The following is a 14147-nucleotide window of genomic DNA, read 5'->3' on the forward strand; positions in this document are numbered from 1 at the left end:
CAATAACAACACCGCAGCGACGCAGTTGCCCATTACGGTGGATACCAAAGCCCCAACGGGTCACAGCGTGTCACTTGGCGATACCTTATATTCCAACACTGAAAAAACCGCGGCTTCGTTCGGCTTTAGCAGTGCAGAAGTAGGGGCAACCTACAGCTATACCATTTCGAGTAGCAATGGTGGCACGTCAGCAACGGGCAATGGCACGGTGACTTCTGCAAGCCAAACCATTTCTAATATAGATTTAAGTGCACTGAACGACGGTACGCTTACGCTGTCTGTGACGCTCACAGATACCGCAGGTAACGCGGCCACAGCGGTCACCGCAACCAGTGAACTAGATACATCTAGCCCATCAGTGACAACATTCAGTGCATCAGATACGGCACTTAAGGTTGGTGAAACTTCGACGGTTACTATTGTGTTGAGTGAGTCGAGTGATAATTTCACAGTAGATGATGTGAGCGTTTCAGGAGGGACTTTAAGCAACTTCACTGCCACTTCAGGAACACAATATAGCGTGGTGTTCACGCCGAGTGAAAATTCAGAAGCGGACGCTACGCTTGATATTCTTGCTGACAAGTTTACCGACAGTGCTGGCAACCCAAATACAGCGGCGCAGCAAATCACCTTAAGTGTCGATACCAGTACGCCGACAGGGCAAGCCGTAAATATAGACCAAGCACTTATTAATAGAGATAATGAGTCGGCTCTGAGTTTTAGTTTAACTGGTCTGGAGAGTTCAGGTACATTTACATACAGCATCACAGATACAAATAATGCTTCGGTGGCTGGTAATGGCAATATTACAGCTGCTACCGCGCAAGTATCCGCGATTGATGTGAGTAATCTAGCTGAAGGTATTTTGACGGTATCGGTGACTGTAACAGATGTAGCTGGAAATAGCGCAGATCCGATTTCAGACACTGTTACTAAAAAGTATAACGTGGCGCCGACCCTATCTGGCCAGCCTACAACGTCGATTGCGCAAGACCAAGCTTATAGTTTTACACCCACTTTAGTTGACCCAGATGAGCAAGATACACACACCTACAGCATCACTAACTTACCTAGCTGGTTAACGTTTAGCACGACGACAGGTGTACTTTCTGGCACGCCAGCAGATGCTGATGTAGGCGAGTACAATGGCATTGTGATTTCGGTGAATGATGGCACTGATTCAGCGTCATTGGCGAGCTTTAATATTGAAGTGACCAATGTCAATGATGCGCCAAGTGGCACAGCGTTTAATTTTGCCACGCAAGAGGCTGGCACGCTGAGCGTAACTGCGCAAGCAGGTTTACTCAGCACCGCAACAGATGACGATACTGACATCGGAGATACACTAACTGTAGAACAGGTCGCCGCTCCGTCATTTGGTCAGTTGACACTGAATACAGATGGCAGCTTTACCTATCAGCATGATGGCAGCGAAAACCATACTGATCAATTTACCTATCGGGTTAAAGATGCATCAAACGCGACATCTGATACCTATACGGTGACGATTAATGTCACGCCAGTTGCGGATGCGCCAACAGCGGTGAATGATGTGTTGACCGTGGTTGAAGACAATGCAGGTAATATTGATTTATTGGCTAACGATAGCGATCCTGAGCAAGATATGGTGGCCTCTTCTGCGACGGTTGTTACCGCACCGAGCAAAGGGAGTGTGAGCTTATTAAATGGCGTTGCGACTTATACACCAAATGCCAATGAAAATGGTGTAGATACATTCACCTATACAGTCAAAGATGCGCAGCAAAATACCTCTAATACAGCGACGGTGACGGTGACCATTACCGCGGATAATGACCTCCCTGTAGCGAAAGAGTTAGTTATCAATACATCTGAGGATACTCATTCAGATCCGCTGCAAGTTCGTGCGCAGACTACGGATATAGAGGATGGTATACCAACAGGAGACTTGGCAATATCGACTCAGCCGAGTAAAGGTAGTGTTGTTATTGACCAACAGCAGGGTATGTTTGTTTATCAACCTGCTGCGAATCAAACAGGCTCAGATAGCTTTGCTTACACGGTAGCAGATAGCGCAGGGGCTATGTCAGCACCGATGACAATTACCGTGAATATTGGCGCGGTAAACGATAAACCAGTAGCTGTTGCTGATAGTGCCACAACCGATGAGGATGTGAGCACTCTGTTATCGATTTTATCAAACGACAGTGATGTAGAAGATCAAGGTTTCAATGGGGCAAATATCACACTTGAGGATCAAGGTAATGGAGCGGGTAGCTATGAAAAAGCCATGGTGACTATCCAAGCCGACGGGCAGCTTAATATTGCGCCTGTTGCAAACCAAAATGGCACCTTCACGTTTAACTATACCTTGACTGACAGTGAAGGTTTAACCTCTGATCTTGCACAAGTAACTGTTATTCTAACCCCTGTGAATGACGCGCCAGTGGCCGTTGATAATACTGCGAGCTTGCAAGAAGAGGGCTCATTTGAAGTGAATGTCTTGGGCAATGATACGGACGTAGATGAAAATGACAGCTTTAATCTTGCTAGTGTAACTGTGGTTGACCAGCCTCAATTTGGTCAGGCGGTTGTCAATGCGCAAGGCGGGATCGTGTATACCCCGAACGAGCATTACTTTGGCGATGATACTTTTACGTATACGGTTCAAGATGCAGCGGGCGCAACGTCTAATAAAGCCACCGTGACAATGACGGTGACCCCTGTGAACGATGCACCGATTGCGCAGGCTCAAAACCTGAATTTAGATGAAGATGGCAGTTTACTTGTTACGCTCAGTGCGACTGATCAGGAAAACGATACGCTGAGCTACCGCGTTGTCACAGGTGTGTCTAGTGGGACATTGGTGCAGCAATCAGATACAACTTGGTTATATACACCGACATCAAATTTCAATGGGGTAGACACATTCACCTTCGTAGCAAATGATGGTACTGATGACTCTGCGGCAGCAACAGTATCTTTGACAGTCAACGCGGTGAATGACCAACCTACGGTCACAGGTCAGGCTGTTAGCGTAGATGAAGAGACACTGGTAAATATTACTCTCAGTGCAGAAGATATAGATAACGATAATCTTACTTACTTGCTTGTTGGTGAGCCAAGCAATGGTAGCTACTCACTCAATGGCAATGTGTTGAGCTATACAGGTAACTTAGATTACTTTGGAGCGGATAGCTTTACCTTTAAAGTGAACGATGGTCAGGTAGACTCAGAATTAGCGACGGTGAATATCACTGTTAATAATATCAATGATGCGCCAACGATTTCAGGCAGTCCAAGTAACCAAGTGAATGAAGACAGTGCATACAGTTTTGTGCCTACTGCTGAAGATAAAGATGGCGACAATTTAATATTCGCCATTGAAAACTTACCGAGTTGGATGGCCTTCGATAGCACAACGGGTGCAATATCAGGCACACCTGTCAATGCAAATGTTGGCGTATACACAGGCATTGTGATCAGTGTTTCAGATGGTACAGAAACAGCCGCACTCACTGCGTTTAATATCACTGTTGTTAATACCAATGACGCACCAACGATAAGCGGCACACCTTCAACTTCTATTAATGAAGACAGTGCGTATAGCTTTACGCCAAGCGCAACGGATATTGACGGAGATACCTTAACCTTTAATATTCAAAATGCACCAGCTTGGATTGAATTTAATACTGCAACTGGTGAAATGACAGGCATACCGCTGGACGCCAATGTTGGTACTGACACCAACATTATTGTTTCTGTCAGCGACGGCCAGATAAGCGCGTCTTTAGCGGCGTTTGATATTGTTGTTAATAATACCAATGACGCCCCGACAGCAATTGCACCAAGCTATAGCATTAGCGAGGGAGCAACATTAAGTGTAAGCAGTGTTGAAGGCTTAATAAGCGGTAACTTTGCCCTTGACGATGATTTAGATAGCAATGATGTATTGTCGATTGTTGATTTAACTCAGCCAACGTTTGGCACTTTGAGTGTGAATGCAGATGGTAGCTTTACCTATGCGCATAACGACAGTGAAACACAAAGTGATAGCTTTACTTATCGACTGCAAGACAGCTTTGGTGCTCAATCTGCGGTTGTGACTGCAAGTATTGCAATCACGCCAGTGTCTGAGCCTCCTGTTACTGTGGATGACAGTGCGCAAACCAATGAAGATACGCCGGTGACGGTAAATCTATTGAGCAATGACACGGATCCCGAAGGGGATATTGTAGCCTCTTCTGCTGTTGTCGTTGATCAACCAGTTATTGGATCTGTATTAATTGAAAATGGGGTAGCGACCTATACACCTAACCAAGATGTAAATGGCACTGATTTATTTACCTATATTGTATCAGACCAAGATTCCAATAATTCAGACAAAGCCACTGTGTCTATCACCATTTCGGCGATAAATGATGTGCCACAAGTTGAAGACATCACAGTGAATATCGACGAAGATGCTGAGCAAACCAGCATTAACGTCAGGGCCTTTGCAACGGATATTGAAGATGGTATCCCAACTGGCGATATTGCAGTTGTCACTGCACCACAAAAAGGCCGTGCCGAGTCTAATGATGATACTGGCTCAATTGAGTATACGCCGTTTGAAGACGATGAAGGTACAGACAGCTTCACTTATACAATTGCAGATAGCAACGGAGCTGTTTCTGAGTTGGCCACTGTGTCAATTAATATTGGTGAAGTGAATGATGCGCCAATCGCAGCAGATGATAGCGTTACAACTCAAGAAGATACACAAATCACGCTCAATGTCTTAGCAAATGATACTGACGTTGAAGACGAAGGGTTTAACGGCGCGAATATTACTTTACAAAATAATGGGGTGTTTGATTTTGCTGCTGTGGCTATTTTAACGGATGGTCAATTGCAAATTACTCCGACACAAGACCAAAATGGTCAGTTCAGCTTCACTTATACGCTAAACGACAGTGAAGGTTTGAGCTCCTTACCTGCCACAGTTAATCTGACGATTGAAGCTGTGAATGATGCGCCAGTGGCCATTGATGATATTGCAGCCCTTGAAGAGGAAGGGGCGTTTGCGGTGAATGTGCTGGGCAATGATACAGACGTGGATGGTAATAATGAAATAGACCCATCAAGTGTGACAATTGTGAGCTCTCCTGCAAAAGGGCAAGTCAGTATTGATGGGCTTGGTCGAATTGTATACACCGCCAATACCAATGAAGTGGGCAATGATACCTTTACTTACACAGTCAAAGACACCTCAGGCCTAGAGTCCAATGTCGCAACTGTGACAATGACTATAGATAATGTCAACGATGCACCGGATGCCCAAGATGATAGCTATTCTGAAGAAACCTTTGATGAAACAACTGGCACATACCGCTTAGCAGTGCTTAGCAATGATAGCGATGTGGATACGGGGGATTCATTGACGCTTTTGAGTGCTCAAGCGTCAGTTGGCAGTGTGCAAGTGGAAGGTAATGAGCTGGTTTACACACCTGAAGATACGTTTAATGGCGTGGTGATCATCGACTATGTAATTAAAGATGAGGCTGGGGAAATTAGCAGAGCAGTTGCAGAACTGACAGTAGTTAGAAATGATGCGCAGGGCATACCGCCGACAATTAACGTGCCAGCAGATATTAATGTCAATGCAACGGCCCTATTTACTAAAGTGGAGCTTGGTAATGCAACGGCTGCAGACAGTAATGGCAATGTTATCAGCGTATCACTTGTGGATAATAATGTGTTGTTCCCTCCTGGTCGTCACCTTGCGACATGGCGAGCTCAAGACAGTAATGGTTTGAGTACATTTGCCACACAAAATGTGTTTGTAAATCCACTCGTTTCTTTAGCTAAAGATACACAATTATCCGAAGGTCAAAGTTTTGCATTAGGGGTCTATTTAAATGGTGAGGCCATAGAGTATCCAGTACAAATACCATATACAGTATCAGGTACGGCAAACAGTTCAGACCATACACTTAGCAGCGGCACGCTTACGATAGCTTCTGGTATTGAAGGCGAGATCACCTTCAGTATTTTCGAAGATGGACTAAGTGAGGGTAACGAAACCATCATAATCACACTTGATGAATCACTGAATAGAGGCGCTAAATTCACGACTCAAATTACTATTGTAGAAGAAAATGTTGCGCCTAGTATTGTTCTCAGTGCTAAACAAAACAATGAGTTACGTACGACCGTGACGGCAAGTGAGCAATTGGTAACTGTATCGGCGCAGGTGAGTGATCCGAATATTGGTGATAGTGTGCAGTTACAATGGAGTGCACTGGATAATGAGTTACAGAACATCAGTACAGTAGAAAATGAATTTATCTTCTCAGCTCAAGCTCTTAGTACCGGTATTTATGGGATTTCAATCACCGCGACGGATGATGGTGAGCCTAGCCTAGCTAGTACAGCGCAAATCTATCTAGAGGTCGTTCCTGAGTTAGTTGTTCTTACGGACCAAGATACGGATGGTGATTTAATTCCAGATAATGAGGAGGGCCATTCTGATTCCGATAATGATGGTATTCCAGATTTTCAAGACGCGATCACTGACTGTAACGTTATGCAAGAGCAGGCATTGGAGTCTTCTCAATTTTTGATTGAGGGCGAGCCCGGTGTGTGTATCCGAAAAGGCGTAACGATTGCACAGAATTCGACAGGCGGTGTACAACTTCTGCCTGAAGAATTACAGCAAGATGATACCGCTACTAATATAGGAGGATTATTTGATTTTATCGCTGTTGGTCTTCCACAAGCGGGTGATAGTTACAGCATTGTTATTCCACAGCGTAACCCAATACCTATCAACGCAGTATATCGAAAATTAATAGGTACTCAGTGGGTTGATTTTATCGTTGATGAACAGAATAAAATTTATTCCTCATTGGGAGAGCCAGGATATTGCGCCCCTCCTGGAAGTGATGTTTGGCAAGAGGGACTCACTGAAGGTGATTGGTGTGTCAAACTACAGATTGTCGATGGTGGACCAAATGATGATGATGGCATAGCTAACGGTAGCATCATCGACCCTGGCGGTGTTGCAATTGTCAATAATGGTAACTCTTTACCTGTTGCCGTTGCTGATGAGAAAGTTGTGGGCTCTGGACAAGCTATTCAGATAGACGTACTTGCAAATGATACAGATGCTGATGGTGATACATTAACTATTACAAGTGCTTCAGTTGATTTTGGTACTGTCGTGATTGAAGATAATAAATTGCTCTATACGCCTCCTCAAACTTTTGTCGGTATTGCAACGATTCAATACAGCATTACCGATGGACAAGGCGGAACGGCGAGTAATAAGGTCACGGTTAACTTGACAGTGAATTCAGCTCCAACCACGACAATAGATGAAGCGTCGACTACCGATCGAGCCTCAATCGTTTTAAATGTGTTAGAAAATGACTTTGATGCTGATGGAGATACATTATCAGTCATTGATGCAGTTGCACAAAACGGTACTGCTAGTATTAACGCAGATGGCACCATTTCTTATACACCTAAATCGGGATTTGAAGGAGTAGATACCATTACATACACTGTTGTAGATAGTAAAGGCGCGATTTCCAAGGGAATAGCAAAAATTACCGTTACAGCCTATAAAGCTGTTGCGATTGAAAATACGTCATCAGGCAGCCTAGGAGGGGGGCTTATTTTGATACTTTCAGCATTATTAGTACGTAGACGTAAATCGGTTTTACCAAGTTTTGCACTGGTCTCTTTAAGTTGCATTTTACCATCAACTGCATATGCGGATGGTTGGGTGTTAAAAGGTACGCTTGGACAAGCGCATGCAGCGGAGCGAGTGGATAACAACTCTGGCCTACAAATTAAAAATATTGATAACACCAGTGAATCATGGTCAGTGAGTAGCTACTATGAGTTACTTCCAAGTTGGCATGTTGGGATTGGGTATGTTGATTTGGGGCAGGGACGGGTTGACTTTGAAGGTGAGGCTTTATTACCTGCGGAGTCTCATTTAGCTGTTTCTCGTATTGCGCCTGTTTTGCCCGAAGGCTTTACTCTACAAGTAAATTATGACCTCTTCCAATGGCAAAAATTAACCGCAGAGGTCTTCGTTGGTGTATTCGACTGGGAGTATAAGATTTCTAGTACACGAGATGAACGCTTCTTACAAACTTATGAGGCAGCAGAAACAAATGCCTTCATGGGAACTGAGCTGAGCTATCAACTAAGTAAACGTATCGAATTGGGAGTCCAGTATCGGTATTTTGATCTTAGTAAAAATAATATCAACGAAGTATCGCTGCTTATGGGAGTAAAGTTTTAGCACTCTGTAATAGCTACAGACAGAGGGTACGGCCTGCCTGTCCCCTCTAATGTTTTTCAGCCCTCTTTTACTTTAAGCCGTTACATTCTGTTTTCAATTTACGCGATACTTTGCTTCTCATTTTTCTTATGTAAGTGTGTTTAACTTACAATGATAGGTTCTTTGACTGCCTTCCCAATGCTTTTTATTATTGTAATTATTTAGATGTACGTATCGTGATTAAACCTTGTTAATAGGATGGTTATTAATACCTTACCCCTATGGAATCAGCTTTTCTTAAAAAATTAATATATTAATTTTAAATTTATATAGTGTGATATTTGATTAATTTGTTTAGTTTTTAAAAACAAATGTGCTAGTATGCGCTTTCTTTTTTTAATGGTGGGGTTTTCCAATGTTTATTACCTTGCATTGGGTCTAATTTCGCTCTAATAAACTAAAGTTTTCATTCTGCTGGAGCAGGTTTGATGCTTTGAAATGGAATTAAAGTTTCGATATAAATATATGGATATCTTCTACCGCCCTGACTTTTCTAAGGATACAACGTTTAAATGGCTGATAATTGTTTTTTCAGCTGTGATAGCGGTTGTAAGTTTTGAGAACTTTTATTACCAATATAACTCACCTAAATGGGCTGTGTTTGATGTTTTTTGTCTGTTTCTATTTTTTTATGCAACTTTATTTTTGACATCAAAAAAGCTGGGGGTGATTGGCTTAATAACCTTTCTTATTACAACTTGTATGTTCGTGTCTGTATTTTGGTCTCCGAACAAGTTTGAGGCGATATTATTTACATGTAGATTTGCAGCGTTTTCGCTTGCCGCTTTTATAATGACGTCTGAGTTTTCAAAAGAAACACTATTAAAGGTATTAACAGATAGTGTTCTTTATAGCTCAGTAGTGTTTTGTATCGTTTTACTGTATCAGCGTTATTGGGTAGAAATACCTTATTCTAATGCCAATTTTTCTCCGATAGGTTTTGTTAATTATTTTGGGCAGGTCCTAAATATATGGTTACCTATTCTAGCATTCTCAATTTATAGTAATCGCAAAGCAAAAGGCTTCTTATTCATTGGTCTCACAAGTTTTGTGATATTGATGAACTTGCTTATCGAGTCAAATACTCGTGGTACGATGCTCGGGTTATTAATTGGCGAGATGTGCGTTCTATTAATCATTCTAATAAAAACGAAAAAAATACCTTTGAAGCATCTTTCAATTTTAGGTACATTTTTGTTGGCTATTGGGAGCTTTAGCTTTTTTGAATCCTCAGGAGGGGGGAGAATAGGGTTGCAAGTCCAGTCAGTTATGGAGCTCAATACAGGAAGGGAGCACATATTTTTTAATACTCTCGATATGATAAAAAGCAACCCCTTAGGAGTTGGCGCAGGAAACTTTGAGTATATTCATCAGAAGTATGCGAAAGCAGGTACCGAAAGTGCATCTCCTTATATTTCTGAATTAAGAGTATTAAAGTCGCCTTATAACATTTTATTAAAGTTTTACAGTGAACTGGGTTTCATCGGTGGAACTTTATTTTTAATTGTTTTTGGATTTGTCTTTCTACAAGCGTTACTTAATTTTTTAAAAGGTGACTCTGTAGATGCATGGCTATTTATAGCTGTGTTCTCCTTGTATTTCCATTCCATGTTTAGCTCTGTTTTTTTGACTCCGGTGAGTTTATTTTTTTCTATTTTATTGTTTTCTTTGGTACTTGCTAGAAGTCAAATTTGCTGTTCTTATTTTAACCTTTTTGAAATTAACTACCGATATATTTTTATACCTATGATTGTAGTTTTGGGGTACCTATCTTACTCAAAAATAGCGTCCGATAATGTTGCATATATTGGTTATTCCTCAGGGGATGCTGAGAAAGTTAAATCTGCTTTTGAAAAAAATCCGTATAACCACTTTGCGGCAAAGTGGCTTTCTCATATTTACATGCTGAAAGAGAATGACAAAGCAAGTGGTTTGCGAAGTTTAGAGCGAGCAATTGAGGTATACCCCTATAATTTATATTTTTTGATAAACGCAGCTGAGGTTGCAGAGATGTTAGGAGAGGCCGATAAGGCCGAAAAATATAAATTAAGAGCCTTAGAAATATACCCTAAGCACCCAAGAGCTATGTTAGTTAATTCTCGAATTGAAACGAGAATATAAACCAAAGAATTTACCTGTCATTTTAAAACGTGTTCATTGATGAACGATATTTAATAAGGAAAAAAATGGAAAAATATACATTACGTTGTCTTATCTTGTCTTTATTTGCTTGTATCAGTATCTCAGGCTGTGGTGGTGGTAGTGAGCAAGTTTCTAATGATTCTGGAAGTACGCCAATTACAGAGCCAAAGCCGGAACCAAAACCTGATCAAGGTAAAAATGAAGCTGAACATACGGTTAAAAGGTCAAAGCTGGGTGGTGGACGAGTACAAAAGACCACTTCTGGCGCACATGATTTGTCTGCATCGGTTTCTATTATCACCAAAAAAGCAAGTTCTGAAAATTTCAGTCTAACTAATGCTGCTGCTAATTAATTAAAATTAAGAATATATAAAAAGGGAATATATGTTTACTAAAAATGCTATAGCCGTTGCTCTTGCTGCTGTGAGTGCGATATCTACACCTGCAATTGCCGCGCAATTGAACCATCAAGGCACTTTAACTAATTCAAATACTCAAGAAGCCGTGAATGGAACGGTTTCAATGACGTTTAAGCTCTATTCAGACGACCAGGTGCTGTGGGAGTCGACAAGAGATGTCGAGATTGTTGATGGTGCATATGCGATTGTTTTAGGTGAGAACAATGATATTGATCCAACTATTTTTAAAAATAGAAATCTTGAGCTTGGTATTACAGTAGGTACTGATACAGAAATGTCACCTAGGCTGAATATTGACACAGCACCAAGTGCATATCATGCGGATGTGGCCAGTAAAGTCGAAGGTGAAGTAGACGCAACGACGGTGTCTGTCGGCGGAAATGTAGTAATCGATGAAAATGGTCGATGGTTAGGTGATACAACAGGGCTGCGCGGTGAAGATGGCCTCGATGGTATTGATGGCCAAGATGGTCAACCAGGTGCTCAAGGTGAGAAAGGTGAAACAGGTGCTCAAGGTGCTCCTGGTGCTCAAGGTGTTCCGGGTGAAAAAGGCGACACGGGTGCCCAAGGTGAAAAAGGCGACACGGGCGCTCAAGGTGAAAAAGGTGATACAGGAGCCCAAGGTGAAAAAGGTGAAAAAGGTGAGAAAGGTCTTCAAGTAAGAGGTCAATGGAGTGATGTTGATGCTTACGCAGTGGATGATGTTGTGTCTTTTGGAGGGAGTATTTACATCGCTGTGGCTGCTATCAATGCCCCAGAAGAAGAGCAGGTGAATCTAGACCCTGTATCAGCACCTGATGTGTGGACTTTATTAGTTGCTAAAGGTGAACAAGGCACACAAGGTGAGCAAGGTATTCAAGGCTTGCCAGGTGAGCGAGGTATCCCTGGCGAACAAGGCCTTCCCGGTACTACAGGTGAAAAAGGCGAAAAGGGTGAGCAAGGTATTCAAGGTATTCCTGGTGCCCAAGGTGAACAAGGTATCCCTGGGGAAAAGGGTGAACAGGGGATTCAAGGCGAGCAAGGTGAGCAAGGTGTTCAGGGTGAGCAAGGTATCCAAGGTGAAAAGGGCGAACGCGGCTTAAAAGTTAGAGGTGAGTGGAATGGTAGCCTAGCGTATGCCGTTGACGATGTAGTTTCTTTTGAAGGCAACGCGTATATCTCTGTGATTGAGATTGCAGCCCCGATTGTTGAAGGTGATGTTAATTTGGCTCCTATCGCTGCACCTGGCGCATGGACTTTGCTGATAGCGAAAGGAGAGCAAGGCCTTCAGGGTGAACGCGGTCTACAAGGTGAACCGGGTGTTCAAGGTATTCCTGGTGAAAAAGGTGACCAAGGCCTGCAAGGTCAAAAAGGTGATAAGGGAGACAAGGGCGACGTAGGTGCACAAGGTATCCAAGGTGAAAAAGGTGATCAAGGTCTGCCAGGCCTGAAAGGTGACAAGGGTGATACCGGTTTACAAGGTATCCAGGGTATTCAAGGTATACAAGGTATCCAGGGTGAAAAAGGCGAGCAAGGTATCCAAGGTATTCAAGGTATTCAGGGTGAAAAAGGTGACAAGGGTGACAAGGGTGACAAGGGTGACAAGGGTGACCGTGGCCTTGTTATCAAGGGCAATTGGAGCGCCACAGATGCATACAATGTAGATGATATTGTTGTACATGACAATAATGCTTATGTTGCACGAATAGCGGTACTTGCTGTTGCCGAAGGGAGTGATCCAAACTTACCTCCATCAAACACCAATGATAGTTGGTTGCTGTTATTTAATGGCGTTGGTTCCGGCTTAGCTGGTAAAGATGGCTTAGATGGCGCTCAAGGTGAGCGAGGTATCCAAGGCCTTCCTGGTGAGCCAGGAGCACCTGGTGCTAAAGGTGACAAAGGTGATCAAGGAATTCAAGGTATCCAAGGTCTCCCTGGTGCACAAGGTATCCAAGGTGAAAAAGGTGACCAAGGCTTACCTGGTGAAAAAGGTGAGAAAGGCGACCCTGGCATTCAGGGTATTCAAGGTATCCCGGGTGAAAAAGGTGATCAAGGTATACAGGGCTTGAAAGGTGAGAAAGGCGATCCTGGTGCTCAGGGTATACAAGGTATCCCGGGTGAAAAAGGCGAGCAAGGCGTCCAAGGTGAAAAAGGCGAGCAGGGCATCCAAGGTATTCAGGGTGATAAGGGCGAAAAAGGTGATCGCGGGCTATCAATTAAAGGCAATTGGAGTGCATCAGATGCTTATGTTGTAGATGATGTTGTTGTTCATGAAAATAATGCTTATGTTGCTCGTATAGCGATAGCAGCAGTTGTTGAAGGAGATGAGCCGAACTTACCACCTTCAAATACAAATGATAGTTGGCTATTACTATTTAACGGCGTTGGCTCTGGTCTTGCTGGCAAAGACGGTTTAGATGGCGAGAAAGGTGAGAAAGGCGAGCCGGGAGCTAAAGGTGAGCCTGGTGCGAAAGGTGACCCTGGTGAAAAAGGTGAGCCTGGCCTAAATGGTATTAATGGCATTAATGGTAAAGATGGTGCTGACGGTAAGGATGGTGCAAAAGGGGAGCCTGGCGAAAAAGGTGAGCCTGGTGAAAAAGGTGAGCCTGGTGAGAAGGGTGACAAAGGTTTACAAGTTGTGGGTGCTTGGTCTTCTGTATCAGCTTATGCACTAGATGATGTTGTAACGTTTGAAGGTAGTGCATACATTGCAAAAGTAGCTATCCCGGCAAGTGAGCAAGCAAATCTTTCACCTAAAGACGCGACTGCACAATGGGCGTTATTTGCATCTAGAGGCGATACAGGCATTAAGTTTATTGCACAAGGCTATAATTTAGTTACTGAATTCAACGCTGGCGATGTTATTACTTATATGGGCAGCGCTTATATTGCAACACAAAGCACAGTAGCTGTACCACCAACAGATCCGCAAGGTAATTTGCAGCAGCCGTGGCAGTTACTTGCAAAAGGGGCAAGTTACGATGAATCGCAATTTGCGTTGAAATCAGATTTACCTGATATGACAGTTTATGTTTCCAAAGCCGAGTTTAACTCTGGTTTAGAGTTGAAGGCCGACACGATTACTGTGACTGGTTTGCTGGAAACTAAAGTGGATAAATCTGTATTTGATACAGCACTGACCCTTAAAGCAGACCAAGCAGCGGTAAATACTGCGTTATCAGCTAAAGCTGATAAGACAACTGTGGACACTGCTTTAGCAAGTAAAGCAGACCAAGCAGCGGTAAATACTGCGTTGTCAGCTAAAGCTGATAAGACAACTATGGACACTG

At 43.0% G+C, this 14147-nt stretch carries 4 protein-coding genes; all 4 read left to right on the forward strand.

All coding sequences use genetic code 11. The annotated features are described in order from the left end of the window. Positions 1-37 precede the first annotated feature (37 nt). The gene (locus tag QNM16_RS10210; RefSeq protein WP_284020381.1) at positions 38-8278 is read left to right on the forward strand and encodes an Ig-like domain-containing protein; all 8241 of its coding nucleotides are present in this window, start codon (positions 38-40) and stop codon (positions 8276-8278) included. A gap of 477 nt (positions 8279-8755) precedes the next feature. Next, positions 8756-10438: an O-antigen ligase family protein gene (locus QNM16_RS10215; protein WP_284020382.1), complete on the forward strand. Its 1683-nt coding sequence runs from the start codon at positions 8756-8758 to the stop codon at positions 10436-10438. Positions 10439-10503: 65 nt separating this feature from the next. Beyond that, entirely contained in the window at positions 10504-10812 is a 309-nt protein-coding gene (locus tag QNM16_RS10220; RefSeq protein ID WP_284020383.1) for a hypothetical protein, read from the forward strand. Between the two features lie 31 nt (positions 10813-10843). Then, a partial coding sequence (locus tag QNM16_RS10225) for a hypothetical protein (RefSeq protein ID WP_417709691.1) occupies positions 10844-14147 on the forward strand: 3304 nt, incomplete at its 3' end.

The sequence above is a fragment of the Pseudoalteromonas umbrosa genome, from assembly GCF_030125375.1.
GTDB classification, from domain to species: domain Bacteria; phylum Pseudomonadota; class Gammaproteobacteria; order Enterobacterales; family Alteromonadaceae; genus Pseudoalteromonas; species Pseudoalteromonas umbrosa.